Origin of the sequence: Polaribacter sp. Asnod6-C07 (genome assembly GCF_045063625.1) — a bacterium.
Taxonomy (GTDB): Bacteria; Bacteroidota; Bacteroidia; order Flavobacteriales; family Flavobacteriaceae; genus Polaribacter; species Polaribacter vadi_A.
Genome location: NZ_JBEFOF010000005.1, coordinates 2507230 through 2529355, shown reverse-complemented (window position 1 = coordinate 2529355; position 22126 = coordinate 2507230). Strand labels below are relative to the sequence as shown.

The 22126-nt window shown below is 28.7% G+C and carries 17 protein-coding genes; 9 read left to right on the top strand and 8 right to left on the bottom strand.

Annotated elements, in window-relative coordinates; translation table 11 throughout:
- Nucleotides 1-2: 2 nt before the first annotated feature.
- On the bottom strand, nt 3-1421 hold the full coding sequence (locus tag ACJJVK_RS10825; protein WP_405565929.1) for a CCA tRNA nucleotidyltransferase: 1419 nt from the start codon (nt 1419-1421) through the stop codon (nt 3-5).
- A gap of 118 nt (nt 1422-1539) precedes the next feature.
- Between ACJJVK_RS10825 and ACJJVK_RS10820 the strand changes: the two genes are divergently transcribed.
- Together ACJJVK_RS10820 and ACJJVK_RS10815 are read left to right on the top strand one after the other, a co-directional pair.
- On the top strand, nt 1540-2343 hold the full coding sequence (locus tag ACJJVK_RS10820) for an alpha-1,2-fucosyltransferase (RefSeq protein WP_405565927.1): 804 nt from the start codon (nt 1540-1542) through the stop codon (nt 2341-2343).
- Nucleotides 2328-3089: a glycosyltransferase family 25 protein gene (locus tag ACJJVK_RS10815; protein ID WP_405565926.1), complete on the top strand. Its 762-nt coding sequence runs from the start codon at nt 2328-2330 to the stop codon at nt 3087-3089. The genes ACJJVK_RS10820 and ACJJVK_RS10815 overlap by 16 nt, the downstream gene beginning before the upstream one ends.
- 3 nt (nt 3090-3092) lie before the next feature.
- Here ACJJVK_RS10815 and ACJJVK_RS10810 read toward each other — a convergent pair whose 3' ends face one another.
- Nucleotides 3093-3842: a glycosyltransferase family 2 protein gene (locus ACJJVK_RS10810; RefSeq protein ID WP_405565925.1), complete on the bottom strand. Its 750-nt coding sequence runs from the start codon at nt 3840-3842 to the stop codon at nt 3093-3095.
- A 13-nt stretch (nt 3843-3855) separates the two neighbouring features.
- The gene (locus ACJJVK_RS10805; protein ID WP_405565923.1) at nt 3856-4671 is read right to left on the bottom strand and encodes a 2,3,4,5-tetrahydropyridine-2,6-dicarboxylate N-succinyltransferase; all 816 of its coding nucleotides are present in this window, start codon (nt 4669-4671) and stop codon (nt 3856-3858) included.
- Nucleotides 4672-4858: 187 nt separating this feature from the next.
- Here ACJJVK_RS10805 and ruvX point away from each other — a divergent pair, with 187 nt between their 5' ends.
- The 4 genes from ruvX to mazG all read left to right on the top strand — a co-directional run bounded on the left by ruvX (nt 4859) and on the right by mazG (nt 7243).
- Nucleotides 4859-5269: a Holliday junction resolvase RuvX gene (gene ruvX / locus ACJJVK_RS10800; RefSeq protein WP_405565921.1), complete on the top strand. Its 411-nt coding sequence runs from the start codon at nt 4859-4861 to the stop codon at nt 5267-5269.
- An 80-nt stretch (nt 5270-5349) separates the two neighbouring features.
- Nucleotides 5350-5940, top strand: a complete 591-nt coding sequence (def, locus tag ACJJVK_RS10795; protein WP_405565920.1) for a peptide deformylase — start codon at nt 5350-5352, stop codon at nt 5938-5940.
- A gap of 28 nt (nt 5941-5968) precedes the next feature.
- On the top strand, nt 5969-6385 hold the full coding sequence (locus ACJJVK_RS10790) for a DUF5606 domain-containing protein (RefSeq protein WP_405565918.1): 417 nt from the start codon (nt 5969-5971) through the stop codon (nt 6383-6385).
- 78 nt (nt 6386-6463) lie between these two features.
- Complete coding sequence (mazG, locus tag ACJJVK_RS10785; protein ID WP_405565916.1) at nt 6464-7243, top strand: nucleoside triphosphate pyrophosphohydrolase; 780 nt, start codon at nt 6464-6466, stop codon at nt 7241-7243.
- Nucleotides 7244-7246: 3 nt separating this feature from the next.
- Here the strand turns inward: mazG and ACJJVK_RS10780 are convergent, their stop codons facing one another.
- The 3 genes from ACJJVK_RS10780 to rpmH all read right to left on the bottom strand — a co-directional run bounded on the left by ACJJVK_RS10780 (nt 7247) and on the right by rpmH (nt 11661).
- Nucleotides 7247-8356 carry a lycopene cyclase family protein gene (locus tag ACJJVK_RS10780; protein WP_405565914.1) on the bottom strand — a complete coding sequence of 370 codons (1110 nt, stop codon included), beginning with the start codon at nt 8354-8356 and terminating at the stop codon, nt 7247-7249.
- A 180-nt stretch (nt 8357-8536) separates the two neighbouring features.
- Nucleotides 8537-11392 (bottom strand): carbamoyl-phosphate synthase large subunit, encoded by a 2856-nt coding sequence (gene carB, locus ACJJVK_RS10775; protein ID WP_405565912.1) that lies wholly within the window; start codon nt 11390-11392, stop codon nt 8537-8539.
- Nucleotides 11393-11499: 107 nt separating this feature from the next.
- A complete protein-coding gene (gene rpmH, locus ACJJVK_RS10770; RefSeq protein WP_026775082.1) occupies nt 11500-11661 on the bottom strand; it encodes a 50S ribosomal protein L34 in 162 nt (53 codons plus the stop codon).
- A gap of 227 nt (nt 11662-11888) precedes the next feature.
- Between rpmH and ACJJVK_RS10765 the strand changes: the two genes are divergently transcribed.
- The gene (locus ACJJVK_RS10765) at nt 11889-13502 is read left to right on the top strand and encodes a CTP synthase (protein WP_215993099.1); all 1614 of its coding nucleotides are present in this window, start codon (nt 11889-11891) and stop codon (nt 13500-13502) included.
- A 141-nt stretch (nt 13503-13643) separates the two neighbouring features.
- The gene (gene yidC / locus ACJJVK_RS10760) at nt 13644-15512 is read left to right on the top strand and encodes a membrane protein insertase YidC (protein ID WP_405565910.1); all 1869 of its coding nucleotides are present in this window, start codon (nt 13644-13646) and stop codon (nt 15510-15512) included.
- A 162-nt stretch (nt 15513-15674) separates the two neighbouring features.
- On the opposite strand, the gene ACJJVK_RS10755 is transcribed toward yidC, so the two are convergent.
- Nucleotides 15675-16676, bottom strand: coding sequence for a N(4)-(beta-N-acetylglucosaminyl)-L-asparaginase (locus ACJJVK_RS10755; RefSeq protein WP_405565908.1), 1002 nt, complete (start codon nt 16674-16676; stop codon nt 15675-15677).
- Nucleotides 16677-16834: 158 nt separating this feature from the next.
- Here ACJJVK_RS10755 and ACJJVK_RS10750 point away from each other — a divergent pair, with 158 nt between their 5' ends.
- Nucleotides 16835-19621, top strand: a complete 2787-nt coding sequence (locus ACJJVK_RS10750; protein WP_405565907.1) for a M16 family metallopeptidase — start codon at nt 16835-16837, stop codon at nt 19619-19621.
- A gap of 55 nt (nt 19622-19676) precedes the next feature.
- Here the strand turns inward: ACJJVK_RS10750 and ACJJVK_RS10745 are convergent, their stop codons facing one another.
- Complete coding sequence (locus ACJJVK_RS10745) at nt 19677-22052, bottom strand: GumC family protein (protein ID WP_405565905.1); 2376 nt, start codon at nt 22050-22052, stop codon at nt 19677-19679.
- Nucleotides 22053-22126: the final 74 nt, after the last annotated feature.

Sequence of the window (22126 nt, the reverse complement as noted above, 5' to 3'; positions counted from 1 at the left end):
AATTAATTAGAAGCCTTTTCCAACCCTAAAGATACTCCCTTTTCTATCATAAAATCGTAAGAGGCTTTATGTTCATTAGGTATTTTACCATCTAAAATTGCTTCTTTAATAGCTTCTTTTATTTGCCCAATTTCTCTACAAGGTTTTAAATTAAATGCTTCCATAATTTCTTCACCAGTAACTGGTGGTTGAAAATTACGGACTCTATCACGTTCTTCTACTTCTTTAATTTTGGTTCTCACCAATTCAAAGTTTTTATGATAACGTTTAAATTTTCTTGGGTTTTTAGTGGTAATATCTGCTTCACAAAGTGTCATTAATGCATTAATATCATCACCAGCATCAAAAACCAAACGTCTTACAGCAGAATCATTTACATCCGAAGCTAAAACAATGGGTCTAGAACTTAATAACACCATTTTCTGCACAAATTTCATTTTGTTATTTAATGGCATTTTTAATCTTTTAAAGATTTTATAGACCATTTTTGAACCTACAAATTCATGCGAATGAAATGTCCAACCTACTTTTTTAGAAAATCTTTTTGTGGGTGCTTTTCCAATATCGTGTAATAATGCAGCCCATCTTAACCAAACATCATCTGTATGTTTTGCAATATTATCTACAACTTCGAAAGTGTGATAAAAATTATCTTTATGCATTTGCCCTTCAACCTCTTCTACACCTTTTAATGCAACAATTTCAGGTAGAATTTGTGGTAAAAGTTTTGTTTTTTCTAATAATAAAAATCCAATAGAAGGTTTTGGCGATGATAAAATTTTATTCATTTCATCAACAATTCTTTCTCTTGTAATAATCTTTAGTCTATCTGAGTTTTTACCAATAGCAGAAAGCGATTCTTCTTCTATTTCAAAATTTAACTGCGTTGCAAAACGAATAGCACGCATCATTCTTAAAGGATCATCAGAATAGGTAATATCTGGATCTAAAGGTGTACGAATTATTTTATTTTCTAAATCTAGAATTCCATTAAAAGGATCTAAAAGTTCTCCAAAATTATCCTCATTTAAACTTAAAGCTAGTGCATTTATGGTAAAATCTCGTCTATTTTGGTCGTCTTTTAAAGTACCTGCTGTAACTTCTGGATTTCTACTTTCTTCAGAATAAGATTCTTTTCTTGCACCAACAAATTCAATTTCTACATCTTTAAAACGCAGCATTGCTGTACCATAGGTTTTAAAAACCTGTACTTTTGGTTTGTTGGGTAATAATTTAGACACTTGTAATGCCAAATCTATTCCACTACCTACAGCAACTACATCTATGTCTTTTGCTGTTCCTCTTTTCAGAAAAAAATCGCGTACAAAACCTCCAATCACATAAGAATCTACGCTTAATTCTTTGGATGCTTTAGAGATTACACTAAATATTTCTGATGAAATTGCTTCTGTATACTTCATATTTCTAAAAGTGAGGCAAATTTATAATTTTCTATCCTTTTAAACCGTAAATTGATAAAAGAATATCGTGATAACATTTGTACTTTTGTTTTCTTAAGATTTACGAAATTAATATTAAATGATTATTGTTAGAATTGTTGGTGGGTTAGGAAATCAAATGTTTCAATATGCATACGCAAAATCGCTTCAGCAGAAGGGTTTTGATGTACAGATTGATATTTCTAAATTTAAGACTTATAAATTACATGGTGGTTATCAACTTGATAAATACAATATTGATTTAGAAATTGCAGATACTTTTACTACTTTTCTAGGCAAAATAAAAATCAAAAAAAATGTAAGAGAGAAAAGTCTTTTGTTTGATGAAAATCTTTTTAGTTTAAATGGAAATGAATATGTTAAGGGATATTATCAAACAGAAAAATATTTTAAAGATATAAGGTCAATTCTAATCAATCAGTTTGTAATTCAACAAAAACTATCAGAAAGCACTTTAGTTTACGCAAATGAAATATTTAAATTTTCTAATTCATGTGCTGTTCATATTAGAAGAGGAGATTATATTTCTGATAAAAAAGCCAATAATATTCACGGAACTTGCGATTTAGATTATTATCATAAAGCAATTGACATCATCAAAGAAAAACATAAAAACGCTCATTTTTTTGTTTTTTCTGATGATATTGCTTGGACAAAAGAAAATCTGAATATTGAAAATTCAACTTACATAAATCATAAAACAATACCTCATGAAGATTTATATTTGATGAGTCTTTGTAAAAATAATATTACTGCAAATAGTAGTTTTTCTTGGTGGGGAGCTTGGTTGAACCAGAATGAAAATAAAACAGTTATTTCTCCAAAAAAATGGTTTAATGACAAAGAAAATGAAGTGGCTTGTAAAAAATGGATAAAATTATGATGTCTTATAAAGTATATTATATCAACTTAGATAAAAGTACTGAAAGACGTAATTTTATGGAAAATCAGTTTGCAAAATTGAAGATTCCTATTACAAGAATTTCTGCCACTTATGGTAAAGATTTAGATCTAGAAGTTCTAAAAAAAGAAAAAAAGAAACATAATATTTTAGCTCATTTTCCTTATCCAAATGATGGTGAAATTGGTATTTGCTTAACGCATTTTAAATTGTGGGAATTTCTGTCTCATCAACCTGAAGATTTTTCTATTGTTTTAGAAGATGATGCTCTAATTCAAAATGATTTTTTTAATGACTTAGAACAACTTATATCAAAAATAACCATCAATGATTTTTTAGATATTTCTGGTAAAAAAGGATTTTATCCTTTAGAGAAAGACCATTTATTAACCAAATTTTTAATGCCACCAGTTTTAATGATAGGGCAAATAATTGGTAAAAATGCTGCTAAAAAACTTTCTAATAATTTAAGTGATTATTACGCTCCTATTGATGTAATGAAACAAGATGTTTACAAACATAAAGTGCCATTATTTTCTACAAATAAACAATATGTAATTAGTGTTGATAAAAAAATGGGAGGTAGTACTATTCAGCAAAATAATATGATTGCTTGGAAAAAAGTAATTCGTGAAATTGCAAGGCCTTTTTGGCAAATCTCTACACTTTTAACCTATAAACTAAATAGATGTGTGAGAAATTACTTTTTTTACAAGTCTAATAAATAAAATTTATTTTTCGCTTCTGTTAAGCAACCAAAGCTTAATATATCTGGTTAAAACAGCATAACCTTGAGTTATAGAAAGCACTAAACCAAAATAACCATCTAAAAATCCTTTTTTTAATATAAAGTGAGAAAAAACTCTAAAAGGTGGTTTTATCAATAAATGAAAAGCATTTACAGTTTTACCTTTTTCGTGTAATTCTTTAGCCTTTAACTCTCCATATTGATGGATTTTAGATATAAAATGATTGTAATTTTTATAACCAAAATGATCTATTTTGTTTTTAAAAAAACCTAATTCACCTTTAGCTTTTATAGTTTCATGTACAACACCATGATACCTGCAATGCTCTTTTAAAAACAAACGAACTACTTTATCTCTTTGCCAACCAGAATATTTAATTTTTTTACCAGCAAAATAAAAACATCTTCTTGCATAAAATCCAACTTTGTCTTTGGGTTCTTTTACAGCTTTTAAAATTTCTTTTTCTACTTCTGGAGTAACTCTTTCATCAGCATCTAAAATATAAATCCAAAGATGCTTTGCTTGGTCAATAGCAAAGTTTTTTTGAGAAGAAAAATCATCAAACTTTCGTTTGATGATTTTTACATTATGTTTTTCAGCTAAAACTACTGTTTTATCTGAGCTATATGAATCAATTACAATAATTTCATCAGCAAAATGTACAGATTTTATAGCTGCTTCTATATGAATTTCTTCATTTAAAGTAGGAATAATAGCAGTAATCTTAGTCATAGAATTTTAATCTTTAAACAGCAACATCATACTCACGTAGAGCATCATTTAAAGAAGTTTTTTTATTGGTACTTTCTTTTCTTTTTCCAATTATTAATGCACAAGGTACATTATATTCTCCTGCAGCAAATTTTTTGGTATAACTACCAGGAATTACAACAGATCTTGCAGGTACAACACCTTTTGTTTCAACTGGTTCATCACCAGTAACATCTATAATTTTAGTACTCATTGTTAATACAACATTAGCACCTAAAACAGCTTCTTTTTCTACTCTAACTCCTTCTACAACAATGCATCTAGAACCAATAAAAGCGCCATCTTCTATAATTACAGGTGCAGCTTGTAATGGCTCTAAAACACCACCAATACCAACACCACCAGATAAATGTACGTTTTTACCAATTTGTGCACAAGAACCTACTGTAGCCCAAGTATCAACCATTGTACCTTCATCTACATGCGCACCAATATTTACATAACTAGGCATTAAGATTGTACCTGGAGAAATGTAAGCTCCATGTCTTGCAACTGCATTTGGTACTACTCTAATTCCTCTTTCTGCAAAGTTTTTCTTTAATGGAATTTTATCATGATATTCGAAAATACCAGCTTCTAAAGTTTCCATTTTTTGAATAGGGAAATATAAAACTACTGCTTTTTTCACCCATTCATTTACTTGCCATCCACCTTCTATTGGTTCAGCAACTCTTAATTCTCCTTTATCTAATAAATCAACAACTTTTCTTATTGTATTAATCGTGTTTTCTTCTTTTAATAAATCACGGTTTTCCCAAGCTGTTTCTATAATTTTTCTAATATTTTCCATCTTAATAAATTAATTTTAGCAAATATAATTTGATTGCTAAAAAACTAAGCGAATATACGTTTTTTAAACAGATATAATTGGTTTGTTTAAAATACAAAACTCACTTTATTTTAACTTATTGATTTTATTTGCATTAATCTATATTATTAAAAGTTTAAACTTTATTTTTGCAAAAAAAGTATATAATTTGGGAAGAATTTTAGCCATTGATTATGGAAAAGTAAGAACAGGAATTGCAGTTACAGATCAATTACAAATCATTGCATCTGGTTTAACTACTGTAAATACATCTGAGGTTTTTACTTTTTTAAAAGACTATATATCAAAAGAAAAAGTAGATCTTTTTTTAGTAGGCAAACCCAAACAAATGAATAATTCTGATAGCGAAAGTGAAGTTTTAATACTTCCTTTTTTAGAGAAATTATCTAAGGAAATCCCTAAAATTCCTGTAAAAAGAGTTGATGAACGTTTTACTTCTAAAATGGCTTTTCAAACAATGATTGATGGTGGTTTAAAGAAAAAGCAACGTAAAAACAAAGCTTTGGTTGATGAAATAAGCGCAACAATTATATTACAATCGTACTTATACAATCAATAATATTAAGATGAATTTATGAATGTAAAATTTGGGATTACGAATTTCTAAATTGTACTTTTGCAAACTATAAAAAACACAAAATGATTTTACCAATTGTAGCTTATGGAGACCCAGTTCTTCGTAAAGAATGCACAGAAATAACTGCTGATTATCCTAATTTAAAGGAATTAATTAGCAATATGAAAGAGACAATGTATAATGCTTCTGGTGTTGGTTTAGCTGCACCCCAAATTGGCAAAGCCATTCGTTTATTTATTATTGATGCTTCTCCTTTTGCTGAAGACGAAGATTTAAGTGATGAAGATAGAGCTGTTTTAAAAACCTTTAATAAGGTATTTATAAACGCTCAAATTTTAGAAGAAGAAGGTGATGAATGGGCTTTTAATGAAGGTTGTTTAAGTATACCAGATGTTCGTCAAGATGTTTATAGACAACCTAAAGTTACTATAGAATATCAAGATGAAGATTTTAACACACATACTGAAGTTTTAGATGGATTAGCTGCTAGAGTTTTTCAGCACGAATACGATCATATAGAAGGTGTTTTATTCACAGACAAGTTATCATCACTTAAAAAAAGATTGATAAAAAAGAAATTAGAAAATATTTCTAAAGGGAAAATAAATGCAGATTACAGAATGCGTTTCCCGAATTTAAAAAAAGGTAAATAGTCTTAAAACAAAGACAAAAAATATACAAATGGAGTTTAGTAAAATTATATCAGTTACTGGTAAACCAGGATTATTTCAAGTAATATCTCAATCTAAAAATGCAATTATTGCAGAAAACTTAACAGATAATAAACGTTTGGCAATAAACGCTACACAAAACGTAAGTTTGTTAGAAAATATTGCAATTTACACTTACGAAGAAGATATGCCATTGTTAGATGTTTTTAAAGCGATATCAGAAAAAACAGAAGGTAAAAAAGCAATATCTCACAAAGAAAGTGGCAACAAATTAGCAGCATTTTTTGCTGAAGTTTTACCAAATTACGATGATGAAAGAGTATACACTTCTAACATTAAAAAAGTAATTCAGTGGTTTAATTTATTAATAGACGCTGGTTTTGATTTTTCTAAAACAGAAGAAACAGCTTCTAACGAAGAAGAATAAATCTATTTTAATATTAAAATAGATTCGCTTTAGTATTTTTACTGCTAATGCTTTGCAAATTGGCAACTTTATAAAACTATGAATTCTAGAAAAGAACAACTTGCTGCATTTAATCGTCTGTTAGATATTATGGACGAGCTTCGTGAAAAATGTCCTTGGGATAAAAAACAAACTTTAGAAAGTTTACGTCATTTAACCATAGAAGAAACTTACGAATTAGCAGATGCTATTCTTGATAATGACTTGCCTGAAATAAAAAAAGAATTAGGTGATGTTTTATTACACATTGTTTTTTACGCCAAAATTGGTAGCGAAAAAAAAGCTTTTGATATTGCTGACGTTGCCAATGCAATTTCTGATAAATTAATAGACAGACATCCTCATATTTATGGGGATGTAAAAGTTGACAATGAAGAAGATGTTAAACGAAATTGGGAGCAACTAAAATTAAAAGAAGGAAATAATTCTGTTTTAGAAGGTGTACCCAAAAGTTTACCTGCAGTTGTAAAAGCCAATAGAATTCAAGATAAAGTTGCAGGAGTTGGTTTTGATTGGGAAAAACCTGAGCAAGTTTGGGAAAAAGTGCAAGAAGAACTTACGGAACTTAATGACGAGATTAAAGCTGGGCACAAAGAAAATATAGAAAAAGAATTTGGAGATGTTTTATTTTCTATGATTAATTACGCTCGTTTTATTGATGTAAACCCTGAAAATGCTTTAGAAAAAACAAATAAAAAGTTTATTAATCGTTTTCAATACCTAGAAAAAGCAGCTAAAAAAGAAGGCAAAAATCTTTCTGATATGTCTTTAACTGAAATGGATGTATATTGGAATGAAAGTAAAAAGTATTTTTCTTAAAATCTACACTTCATTTTCTAAACCATACTCGCCAGATAAAGATCTAACACATCTTTCATCTCTAATAAATTTAGAAATAAATAAAGTATAATCCATTAACAAATTGTTTTGAGAATATTTAACAAAACGATTTTGTGCTCTTTTAGAACGTTGGTAATTTAACAGAAATCTATTTTTCCAATCTTTTTCATATTCAGTTAAACACGTAATATTATCTTCTTCTAAAGCTTTATTTATGGCTTTACTAGCCATAATTGCAGCTTCGAAAATAAACTTATAACCTTCGCCTACAATTGGGTTTACTTGTGAAACACAATCTCCAACACATACCAAATTATTAATAACAAATTTATCTAAAACTGGTGTTATTGGTATGCTACCACCTTCAACCAAATCATTATCTTTTTCTACTAATTTTTTAATTTTTGGGAATTCTAAAATTTTATGTAAACGGTTTTTTAAATCTTTCACAATCTCATCATCAAAAGAGCCAAAACCAATAATTGCTCTTTTATTTTTTAAAGGGAAAATCCAACCATAACCTCCTTGATACTCTTTACCCATTAATAAATGCAAATCAGTTTTGTTGCCTTTATACGCAACATTATATTCAACACCTGTAGCTAGCTCAGTTTTTTTAGCTATTAACCCAACTTTTTTACTAATAATTCCATTTGTACCAGAAGCATCAACAAAAATAGTTCCTAAATACTCATTTTTATTTTTATCAACTACAGACAAAAAATTACAATTATCATCTTTATTAATGTTCTTAATATTTACTCCTGTTAAAAAGGTTACGTAATTTTCATCTACACTACTTATTATTTCTTTGTGTACTTTTTTCTTATCTAAGACGTATAAATCTGTTTTAAGTTTTCTGGTAACGTTTTTAGAATGAAAGCAAATAGTCTTAACATCTTGAGCAACAACATCTTTAGAAAGTTCAAATTTTTCTAAATTGATAAAACTACCAAGTGTGTTAAAAGAGAATTCTAAAAGATTTTTTTTACGATCTAAGACTAAAGTTTTCTTTTTTAGTTTACCTAATTCTCTTGCTAAAAGGATACCTGCAGTACCAGCACCAACTATAACAACATCAAACTTTTTCATTATTTTATTTTATGATTGCAAATTAGTTTTATTTTTATTAGTCTCAAAAAAATGAGTTCAATTTTAATTAATTGTAAGTTAATTTTTTATTTATTAGCTAAATAAAACTTAGTATTTATCCAAATAAAAAAGCATCCAAATTAAATTTGGATGCTTTTTTAAATATCAAAATAGAAAACTCTATTTATTCAAATACATTTTACGTCTTGAATATAAATCGTAAAAGTCATCATCTTTTAAACTATCAATAAATAAAATACTTTCTCCAGTCGATTTCATTTCTGGACCTAGTTTCTTATTTACATTCGGAAACTTATTGAAAGAAAAAACTGGTTGCTTAATAGCATAACCTTCTAATTGAGGGTTAAAACTAAAGTCTGTAACTTTATTATGACCTAACATTACTTTTGTAGCGTAATTTACATAAGGCTCTTTGTAGGCTTTTGCAATAAAAGGCACAGTTCTAGAAGCTCTTGGGTTTGCTTCAATAATGTAAACAATATCATCTTTAATAGCAAACTGAATATTAATTAAACCTACAGTTTTTAATTCAGTTGCAATTGTATTGGTATGATCTATAATTTGTTGCATTACCAAATCTCCTAAATTAAAGGCTGGTAAAGTTGCATTAGAATCTCCTGAATGAATTCCACAAGGTTCTATATGCTCCATAATACCAATAATGTACACATTACCATCTGCATCACAAATTGCATCTGCTTCTGCTTCTATTGCGCCATCTAAATAATGATCTAACAACAATTTATTATTTGGCATTCTACCCAGTAAATCAACTACATGTTCTACTAACTCTTCTTTATTGATTACAATTTTCATTCCTTGACCACCTAATACATAAGAAGGTCTTACCAAAATAGGGAAATTTAATTCATCAGCTAAAGTTAAAGCTTCGTCTGCAGTTTCTGCAATTCCGAATTCTGGATAAGGAATTTTATTGTCTTTTAACATAGAAGAGAATCTTCCTCTATCTTCAGCAATATCTAAAGCTTCAAAAGAAGTTCCTATAATTTTAATTCCATATTTAGTTAACTTTTCAGCTAATTTTAAAGCAGTTTGTCCTCCTAACTGAACAATAACTCCTTCTGGTTTTTCATGACGAATAATGTCATAAATATGTTCCCAAAAAACTGGCTCGAAATATAATTTATCAGCCGTATCAAAATCCGTAGAAACTGTTTCAGGATTACAGTTAATCATAATTGTTTCATAACCACATTCTGCAGCAGCTAAAACTCCGTGAACACAACAATAATCAAATTCAATTCCTTGCCCAATTCTGTTTGGTCCAGAACCTAAAACTATAATTTTCTTTTTATCTGTAACTATACTTTCGTTAGCAATAGTAATTTCTCCATTAGGAGTTTCAATCTCATTTTCAAAAGTTGAATAATAGTAAGGAGTTTTTGCTTTAAATTCAGCAGCACAAGTATCTACTAATTTAAAAACACGCTGTACTTTTAATTCGTCTCTTTTGTTATAAACTTCGCTCTCCAAACAATCTAGCATATGTGCTATTTGTCTATCTCCATAACCTTTTTGTTTAGCTTCTAATAATAAATCTCTATTAATAGTATCTATAGAATATTTAGAGATTTCTTTCTGTAATTGAAACAACTCTTCATATTGCTTTAGATACCACATATCAATTTTTGTGATAGCATATATTTTTGATAATGGAATTCCCATTGCAATTGCATCATAGATTGCAAAAACACGGTCCCAACTTGCATTGGTTAATTTATCTATAATTTGATTGTAATCTGTATAACCTTTACCATCTGCACCTAATCCGTTTCTTTTAATTTCTAAAGATTGAGTTGCTTTGTGTAGTGCCTCTTGAAAAGAACGACCAATACCCATTACTTCTCCAACAGCTTTCATTTGTAAACCTAAAGTTCTGTCTGAACCTTCAAATTTATCAAAATTCCAACGAGGTATTTTTACAATTACATAATCTAAAGTAGGCTCAAATAAAGCAGATGTAGATTTTGTAATTCCGTTTTCTAATTCATCTAGAGAATAACCAATAGCTAATTTTGTAGCTACTTTTGCAATTGGATAACCTGTTGCTTTACTAGCTAAAGCTGATGAACGAGATACACGTGGATTAATTTCAATAGCAATAATATCTTCTTTTTCATCAGGAGAAACTGCAAATTGCACATTACAACCACCTTCAAAATCTCCAATAGAACGCATCATATGTATAGCCATATCACGCATTTTTTGATAAGTTTTATCAGAAAGTGTCATTGCAGGAGCCACTGTAATAGAATCTCCTGTATGAATACCCATAGGATCCATATTTTCTATAGAACAAATAATAACTACGTTATCATTTTTATCTCTCAATAATTCTAATTCGTACTCTTTCCAACCCATCATTGCTTTATCAATCATCACCTCATGAATTGGTGATGCTTCTAAACCTCTACTTAATAATTCGTCGAAATCTTTAGAGTCATAAACAATAGATGCACCTGCACCTCCTAAAGTATAAGAAGAACGAATTACTAACGGAAAACCAAACTCTTGTGCTATTTCTTTACCTTTTAAGAATGATGTTGCAGTTTCTTGAGGTGCCATTGGCACACCAATTTTTATCATTAATTCTCGAAACTGCTCTCTATCTTCAGTAACATTAATTGCATCAATATCAACCCCTATTAATTTTACATTAAAATCTTCCCAAATTCCTTTATCATCTGCCTCAATACATAAATTTAATGCTGTTTGACCACCCATTGTTGGTAAAACTGCATCAATTTGCGGATGCTCTTTTAAAATTTGAATAATTGATTTTGTTGTAAGTGGCAACAAATATACATGATCAGCCATAGAAGGGTCTGTCATAATTGTTGCTGGGTTTGAGTTAATTAAGATAGTTTCTATACCATCTTCTCTTAATGAACGTAAAGATTGTGATCCTGAATAATCGAATTCACAGGCCTGACCAATAACAATTGGGCCTGAACCAATAATTAAAATGGATTTAAGGTCTTCTCTTTTTGGCATTGTAAGTAATTGTGTTTATTAGTTTTACAAAAATAAGTAGTGCTTGGGTATAAAAAAAGGTGTTACTTAAAAAAGTAACACCTTATATATTAACAATTGTTAATCATTTATTTTTTATGTCTAGTTTCAGATGAAACAGAAATTTTCTTTCTTCCTTTTGCTCTTCTACGAGCTAATACCTTTCTACCATTAGCAGAAGCCATTCTCTCCATGAAACCATGTTTGTTTCTTCTCTTTCTCTTTGATGGTTGATACGTTCTTTTCGGCATTATATGTATTTTTAAAAGTCTTCTTTATTATTTTTTTTGCTTATCAATTTTTATCTTGCTAAAAGCGTGTGCAAATATACAACTGTTTTTATTTTTGACAAATAGTATTTGAAAAAAAATTAAAATATTTTTCAGAACTACAAAAATAGGCATTTTTAGAATGTTTTTATCTTTTTTATTGTTGATAATATTTAGAGTTACTACTTTTGTACAAACCTAAAGTAACCATGCACAATACTAAATACGTTTTTGTAACAGGAGGCGTAACATCTTCACTAGGAAAAGGAATTATTGCAGCTTCATTAGCTAAATTATTGCAAGAAAGAGGCTTTTCTGTAACTATCCAAAAATTAGACCCTTATATTAATATAGACCCAGGAACATTAAATCCGTACGAACATGGAGAATGTTATGTAACTGATGATGGAGCTGAAACCGATTTAGATCTAGGTCATTATGAGCGATATTTAAATATACCTACAAGTCAGGCTAATAACGTAACTACTGGTAGAATCTATCAATCTGTCATCAACAAAGAAAGAAAAGGAGACTTTTTAGGAAAAACAGTACAAGTTATTCCTCATATTACTGATGAAATTAAACACAGAATCCAACTTTTAGGAGAAACTGGCGATTACGATATTGTAATTACAGAAATTGGTGGAACTGTAGGTGATATAGAATCTTTACCTTATGTTGAGTCTGTTAGACAAATGTTATGGGAAAAGGGAGAAGAAAACGCCATAGTTATTCACTTAACTTTAGTGCCTTATCTTGCAGCTGCAGGTGAGTTAAAAACAAAACCTACACAACACTCTGTTAAAATGTTAATGCAAAGTGGGGTTAGCCCAGATATTTTAGTGTGTAGAACTGAGCACGATATTTCTGATGACATCAAAAGAAAACTAGCATTATTTTGTAATGTTAAAAAAGAAGATGTTATACAATCTATAGATGCAGAAACTATTTACGATGTTCCTAACTTAATGTTAGAAGAAGGTTTAGATACTGTAGTTTTAAAGAAATTACATTTAGAATCTAAAAAAGAACCTAAATTAGAAACTTGGAACAACTTTTTACAAAAGCACAAAAACCCAACTTCTGAAGTAGAAATTGCTTTAATTGGTAAATATATTGAGTTACAAGATTCTTATAAATCAATTACAGAAGCATTTATTCATGCAGGTTCATCTAACGAAACAAAAGTAAAAGTTCGTTGGATACATTCAGAAAGCTTAACCATAGAAAATTACGAAGAATTATTAAAAGGAGTAAACGGAGTTTTAGTTGCTCCTGGTTTTGGAGATCGTGGAATTGATGGTAAAATTAAAGCTGTACAATATGCAAGAGAAAATAATATTCCTTTTTTCGGAATTTGTTTAGGAATGCAAATGGCAGTGATTGAGTTTTCTAAAAATGTTTTAGGTTTAGTTGATGCTTTTTCTACAGAAATGAAAAAGAATTGTAAAAACCCTGTTATTAATTTAATGGAAAGCCAAGAAGATGTAACTGAAAAAGGTGGTACAATGCGTTTAGGTGCTTGGGACTGTAATCTTTTAGAAGGATCTAAGGCTTACAATGCATATCAAACAGAAAAAATTAGTGAACGTCATAGACATCGTTATGAATTTAATAACGACTATAAAGATCAAATTGAATTAAAAGGAATGAAAGCAACTGGTATTAACCCAAAAACGGGCTTAGTAGAAGTTGTTGAAGTTACCAATCATCCTTGGTTTGTTGGGGTTCAATATCATCCAGAATATAAAAGTACGGTTCTAAAACCTCATCCTTTATTTGTAGATTTTATTAAAGCTGCTTTAAAACAATCTAAATCATAATTTCGGAATACTAATTGAACTACTAATAAGTATATAATTTAAAGCATAAAAATCAACCTAAAATCTGCTTTTTAACTACATTTGTCGCGATTTTCTCAAGAGTTTTTCTTGAGTTAATGACAAATTGACATTAATTTACATATGGAACAAAAAAAATTCGATTATAATTCTTTTATAGGAATGATTCTTCTTGGTGCAATAATGCTTTGGTATTTAAACACCAACAAACCAGAAGATATTGAGCAAAAATCTACACCAGATGTAGAAGAAACTACAGTTAATACACCAACAACAACCAAAACTGCATCACCAAGTTTTGCTAACGATTCTTTAAAACAAGTTGCCTTAACGAATAAATTAGGTGCTTTTGCTCAAAGTGCAATTAATGGTACAGAAGGTACAACAGAAATTGAAAATAGTCTTGTAAAATTAACTATTGATAATAAAGGTGGACAGATTGTAAAAGCCTTAATTAAGAATTATAAAACGCACGATTCTCTTCCTTTATATATGATTAATGATAATAACTCGTCATTTAACATCAATTTTGGAACAACAGACAACAGAATTTTAAATACTAAAGATTTATTTTTTGAACCGACTTTAACTAAAAACGGAGAAAACTCAGTTTTATCGATGAAACTTAAAGTTTCTGATTCTCAGTTTTTAGAATATAGATATGAAATAAAACCTAAAAAATATATGGTTGATTTTTCTATTCGTTCTCAAGGTTTAAGTTCGGTAATTAACTCTTCTAATCCTATTAATTTAGATTGGTCTTTAAAAGGGTATAGACACGAAAAAAGTATAAAAACAGAGAATACTATGTATTCTAATTTATATTATAAATCTGAAGAAGATGTAGATAATGTAAGTGCTGGTAATACTGAAGTTATTAATGATGTAGATTGGGTTGCTTATAAACAGCACTTTTTTACATCTAATTTATTAACAGATACACCTTTTGAAAATGCAACTGTAACATCTAAAGACTTAGTAGAAAATGAAGAAATTGATACTGTTTTTACTAAAAGTTTTGCATTAAAAACACCATTAGCTTTAGCTGGTGGAGAGTTAAATTATAATATGAAATGGTTTTACGGACCAAGTGATTATAATTTATTAAAATCTTATGAAGGAACTGATTTGGATGAAACTGCAGATTTAGGTTGGGGAATTTTTGGTTTCTTAAATAGAACCGTTTTCTATCCTGTATTTAATTTCTTACAAGGCTTTTTATCAAACTACGGATTAATTATCATTTTAATGACGATTGTTGTAAGAATTATAATGTCTCCTTTAGTTTATAAATCATATTTATCAAGTGCAAAAATGAAGGTAATTAGACCTGAATTAACTGCATTGAACGAAAAATATCCAGGGAAAGAAAATGCTATGAAGCGTCAGCAAGAAACAATGGCAATACAACGTAAAGCAGGTGTTAGTATGCTTTCTGGTTGTATTCCTGCATTATTACAAATGCCAGTATTCTTTGCTTTATTTAAATTTTTTCCTACAAACTTAGCTTTAAGACAAGAAAGCTTTTTGTGGGCACCAGATTTATCTTCTTATGATATTATTTTTAAACTTCCGTTTTCTGTTCCTTTTTATGGAGATCATGTAAGTTTATTCCCAATTTTGGCTTCAGTAGCTATTTTCTTTTATATGAAAATGAACCAAAGTCAACAAGCAAATATGCAAGCACCTACACAAGAAGGTATGCCAGATATGAGTAAGATGATGAAGTATATGATTTACTTCTCTCCTATTATGATGTTATTTTTCTTTAACAATTATGCAAGTTCATTAAGTTTATATTACTTTATTTCTAACTTATTAACAATTACAATTATGTTAGTAATTAAGAATTATGTGATAGATGAAGATAAAATTCACGCACAAATTGAAGAAAATAAAAAACGTCCTGAAAAGAAGAAAAGTAAATTCAGACAACGTATTGATGATGCTATGAAACAAGCTCAAGAGCAACAAGCAAAACAAAAAAAATAAAAGGTAAAGCCTTTAGATAATTTTTAAAACCCAAAACTAAATCAGTTTTGGGTTTCTTTTTTTATATAAAATTTAATATTAGTTTCAATTCCCTAAATAAGCATCAAATATTAAAAAAGGTATTACAATCTAAATGACAAAATATTAAAGTACTACCAAAAATTAATCTTTATTATAAAAATCAGATTTAATATTTTTATTCTCATTTTTTTGATAAAGGTTATAGCTAAACCATTCGTGAATTGAATACGCACCAGTTTTTCCTTGTTTATTTACAGCAATATAACCCACCTGAAAATTTTTATAATTACTATTGGGTTTACTAACAATTCTAGCAATAGCTTCTTCACAAGCTTCTTGTGGCGATTTTCCTTGACGCATTAATTCTACAATTAAAAAACTACCCACGGTTTTTAAAACTTCTTCTCCTAAACCTGTTGCAGCTGCACCTCCAATTTCATTATCAACAAAAAGTCCACCTCCAATAATAGGAGAATCTCCTACTCTACCTGCCATTTTATAAGCCAATCCACTTGTGGTACAAGCACCAGAAATATTTCCTTTTTTATCAATAGCTAACATACCAATTGTATCGTGATTTTCTATATTGATAATCGGTTTGTATTCAGATTTCACTTTCCATTCTTCCCAAGCTTTTTTGCTAGATTCTGTTAGTAAATTTTCTCTTTTAAAACCTTTATTAACTGCAAATTGTTCTGCACCTTCACCAACTAACATTACATGTGGTGTATCTTCCATTACTTTTCTTGCTACAGAAATTACATGAGTTATATTTTTAACACCTAAAACTGCTCCGTAATTTCCTTTATCATCCATAATACAAGCATCTAAAGTTACATTACCATCTCTATCTGGCAAACCTCCTTTACCTACAGACTGATTTTTTACATCTGCTTCTTCAATTCTACAACCTTGCTCAACAGCATCTATAGCAGAACTTCCTTTTTCTAAAAGTGTAGCTGCAGTATTTACAGCCAAAGGAGTTCTCCAAGTTGCAATTACCAAAGGTTTAGTTGATATTTTATTAGGTAAAATACCTTTCTTTACTTTATTAGAATTTGCTTTACTGATTAATGATGATGACATTGTAACCAAACTTAAACCAGTTACTGATGCTTTTTTTATAAACTTTCTTCTTTCCATTATTTAATTTCTAATCAATTTTAGTTTAAAACCTAACCAAAAGTTAAGATAAAGATAAATAAAAATTAATTCTCTTAAAATTGAACTAAAAACTTAGTTTAATTAATTTTAAGTCTTTATATTAGCTTCAATAACAAATTTAAAACCCATAAACTTCTATGAAAAGAGTACTATTTACTTTATTATTATCTGTTTTTACAACATTTTTATACACACAAAAATTAGAAAAAAAAATACCTATTGATGAAAGTGTTAAAATTGGTAAACTTTCTAACGGATTAACTTATTACATTAAAAACAATGGCAAACCAGCTAATAAAGTAGAACTTCGTTTAGCAATTAATGCTGGTTCTATTTTAGAAGATAAAGATCAATTAGGTGTAGCCCATTTTATGGAGCACATGAATTTTAATGGAACAAAAAACTTTAAAAAGAATGAATTAATAGATTATTTACAATCTATTGGAGTAAAATTTGGAGCAGATTTAAATGCATACACAGGTTTTGACCAAACTGTATACATTTTACCTATACCTAGTGATGATGAAGCCAAACTAGACAAAGGGTTTCAAATTATAAGAGATTGGGCTGGAAGCGCACTATTAGAAGATAAAGATATTGATGATGAACGTGGTGTAGTTCTAGAAGAGTATAGATCTAGACGTGGTGCAGATAGTAGAATGATGGAAAAATATTTACCAAAATTAATGTACGGCTCTAAATATGCAGACAGGTTACCAATTGGAACTGAAGAAAGCATTAAAAACTTTTCTTACGAAAGTATCAGACGTTTTCAAAAAGACTGGTACAGACCAGATTTAATGGCAGTTATTGCTGTTGGTGATGTAGATGTTGCTCAACTAGAAAATAAAATTCAAAAATATTTTAGTGATATTCAAATTTCAGAAAACCCAAGAAAAAGAGAATCTTTCTCTGTAAAAAATCACGAAGAAACATTTATATCTATAGAATCTGATAAAGAATCTCCCTTTTCTAGAGTACAATTAATGTATAAGGATTATGAGGATACTAAACCAACAGAAACTATTGTAGCTTTTAGAAAATCGATAGTAGAATCTTTATTTTCTCAAATGTTAAATAATCGCTTAGATGAGTTAAGAAATGGAGAAAACCCTCCTTTTATTTTTGGTTTCAGTTATCATGGAGGTACTTATGCAAGAAACAGAGAAGCATATCAATCTGTTGCAAACACAAGTTCAGAAGGTCAATTAAAAGGTCTTGAAGCTTTATTAGAAGAAAGTGAGCGTGCAAAACGTTTTGGTTTTACAAAAGGAGAATTAGAAAGAGCCAAAAAAAATGTTTTATCTCGTTTAGAGAAATCATATAATGATCGAGATAAAAATGAATCAGGAAGAATTGTAGGTGCTTATGTAAATCACTTTTTAGATAAAAGCCCTATTCCAGGTATTGCTTGGACTTTTGATATGAACAAAAAATTATTACCTACAATACAGCTTAATGAAGTAAATGAAGTTATCAAAAATTTTATTCACGATGATAATAGAGTAATCATTATTACTGGTCCTAAACAAATTGTAACTGAGCAACAAGTTTTAGACGCTTTAAATAATGTAAAAACTAAAGAGTTAAAACCTTATGAAGATAAAGAAGTTGCAGCTTCTTTAATTACTGATGCACCAACAATGGGTAAAATTGTAGGCGCTACTAAAGACGATAAAATAGGTACTAAAACATTTATTTTAGAAAATGGAGCAAAGGTAACTTACAAAAAAACAGATTTTAAAAATGATGAAATTTTATTTACAGCCTATAGTTATGGGGGTACTTCTTTATACACTGATGAGGAATTAAAAGCAACATCTTTTGCAAATGCTGCGTTAACTGATGCTGGTGTAAATGGTTATTCAAAGTCTGATTTAAGAAAAATGATGTCTGGTAAAATTGCTAATGCTAGGCCTTATATTAGTGGTTTAAGCGAAGGATTTAATGGTTCTGCTTCACCTAAAAATTTGGAAGAACTTTTTCAATTAGTTCACTTATATTTTACTTCTTTAAATAAAGATGATAAAGCATTTAAATCTTCTATTAACAAAAACAAGAGTTTTTTAGGTAATTTATTAGCGAGTCCAAATTTCTTTTTCCAAAAAGAAATGTCAGATTTTATGAACAAAGGCAATACTAGATATACTGGTTTTCCTTCTGAAGAAAAATACGATGCAGCAGATTACGATTTAGCTTATGCAAAATACAAAGAGCGTTTTGCTGATGCAGGAGATTTTAATTTCTATTTTGTTGGTAATATCGATGAACGCAAATTAGCAGAATATGCAATGAAATATATTGCAAGTTTACCTGGTAAAGATTCTAAAGAGACTTATAAAGTAAATGATTTTAGACCTCTAAAAGGTTCTCATACCAAAATCGTAGAAAAAGGAAAAGACCCCAAAAGTAATGTAAGAATAACTTATCAAGGAGAAACAACCTATAATCCAAAAGAAGCTTTAGCTTTTAAAAGTTTAGGTGAAATTGTTGGTATAAAGCTAACAGAAAAATTACGTGAAGAAGAAGGTGGTGTATATTCTTCTAGAACTAGTGGTAGTATTTCAAAATTACCATATGGTAAATATAATTTTTCGATATCTTTTCCTTGTGCTCCAGAAAATGTAGATAAACTAAAAAGTATTGCTATTGCGCAAGTTGCAGACATGGCTAAAAATGGTCCTTCTGAAGAAGATCTAATGAAAACCAAAAAAGCGCAAATTTTAGATCATAAAGAAAATATAAAGAGAAATAGATATTGGTTAAACTTAATTAAAAACATCGATTATATGAAAAATGATATTTCAGAAGCCACTACTTTTGAAGAAAGAGTAAACGCATTAACTAAAGAAGATATTAAAATTGTAGCAAAAAAATATTTAACAAATGGTTATATTTTAGGAATATTAAATCCAGAAAAATAACAGTCAAATATTTTTTAAATAAAAAGCTCTCTAGAAATTGGGAGCTTTTTTAATTTTATAATCCTAAAAATCTCTTATACCAAGTTTTTTTATCTTGCTCAACATAACCATACCCATAGCCATAACCTTTATTTGTATCAGTATCATTTAAAACAATTGCCATATTAGGTAGTTTTTTTTCTTTATATAATGTTTGTGGAACTATTAACATTTTCCTATCAATATAATTTGCCCTAGCAACATATAAAACAACATCCGCCATTTCAGCAATTAACATGGTGTCAGTAACCAAGCTTACTGGAGCCGTGTCTGCAATTATATAGTCATAATCATTTTTAACAGTACTAAGAATTTCTTCCACTCGTGGATTTAATAATAATTCAGAAGGATTTGGAGGGATTACCCCAGATGCTATAAAATCTACATTTTTAATCTGCGGAACATTAAACTTAATATCATCTAGATTAATTTTTTCATCTAAAATATAATTAGTTACTCCTTTATGGTCTTTAACATCAAGATATTCTGTGATTTTAGGAGCTCTTAAATCTAAACCGATTAATAAAACTTTCTTATTTGTTAAGGCTAAAGATGCCGCTAAGTTTAATGAAACAAATGATTTCCCTTCTCCACTAATAGTTGAAGTTACAAATATAACTTTACCCATAGTGTCAGTATTAGATTTTGGTAAAATAAAATTTAAATTTGTCCTTAATATTCTAAAAGCTTCAGCTGAACTGGTTCTTGTTTCATTTTTAACAATTATCTTTTCAATAACTTCTGTGTGGGGAATATCTCCTAAATATGGAATATTTAAATTAGCCTCTATATCTTTTCTATTGTGTATTTTGTTATCTAGACTACTTCTTATATAAATTAAGATAAATGGTATAAGTAGTCCTGCTCCCAATGATAATAAATATATATTTTTATTATTAGGTGATACTGGAGTTCCTGAACTAAATGCTACGTCAATAATTTTAGCATTTGGAACTGTAATTGCTAAAGATATGGCTGTTTCTTCTTTTTTCTTTAGAAGATAAGAATATAATTCCGAATAGATTAGCTTTTGCCTATGTGTATCTACTATCCCTCTCTCTATTTCAGGAATACTAGCAACTTTAGATTGATTTTTTCTGTTTTGAATATTTGTATTGTTTAATCTAATTTCCACTGATTTTTTTAAATTTTTCAAATTAGACCTTAAGTTTTGTTTTAATCCTTTTATTCGATTGTTTAATTCAAGGATAATCGGATTTTTTTCTCCAGAAAACCTTAATATTTTTTTTCTTTGTAGAAGCAACTTATTAATTTCACCTATACTATTAGAAATATTTTGATCATCAAAACCAAGATTAACAGGAAGAATTTCATTTTTAACCAATAAATTGTTAAGTTGATCCTCAGCCCAATTAATTATACTTAACTGTGTAATTAATTTATCTTTAGTCCCTATATTTTCTGTGATAGTTTCTAATACAATTTGATTTTCTATTGGGTTACCAGAAATACCATTTTCAATCTTATAAGTTTTTAAACTATCTTGAATTAAAGCCAATCTGCCACCTAGCTTTTCTAATCTTGCTTCAAGGAAGGCTAACGTTTTTCTTGAAATAATATTTTTGTCAATTATTGCATCATGATTATATTGCTTTATTAATTCATCTAATATGTTTTCTGCTTTAAATTTATTATGATCCACAACTTGTAAATGTAGAATACTAGAAAAGTCACTCATAGGAGTAATCATAATTTTTGAGGCATATGAGCTAATTACACTTTTACGAGATTTAATAACAACTAAAACATTATTAGTTAAAATTGAATTTTCATTTTTTATAATTTTAAAATTTCCTAATTCTTTACTTCGTATAATCTCTTTGAATCTAGAATGCTTTAAAGTATCTCCATCTATGTTTTTTAATACTAACTCATTATTTGGTAATACACTTACTGTAAAAGATGTGTCTTTCGAATAATGTAAAGCTCCTTTATTTTTATTTACAAATTCTAGCTTTATGGCACTATTTTTATAAGATTCACCATTACTTATATCTGCATTTTTAAAATAACTAATATTTAAGTTTAATGAGTCTACCATTTTACCGACAATCTTTCTCGATTTAATAATAAAAATCTCATTTTCTGGGTTATTTGTAGAACTATTCCCAACAATTCCTAAGTCAGAAACCGCTTTAAACTCTTCAGAAATACCACTTTTTAGATTGTCCTTGATCATGATATAAGCTGATGCACTATATTGCTTTGGGGTATATTTTAAATATAAAAAGCCCAAAAGGAAAGCCAAACAAAGACCAATTAAGAACCAGCTCCAATGAATTAAATACTTTTTAATTTCATCTCTAATATCTATATTATCAGCCTTTTCTATAAATAAATAATCATCAGGCTCATTGAATTCTTTTGTCATATTTTTTTTGTTGGGAAAAATCTAATCTACTATTATATGAATTTTATTTGTTACAAGAAGCATTATGATTATGA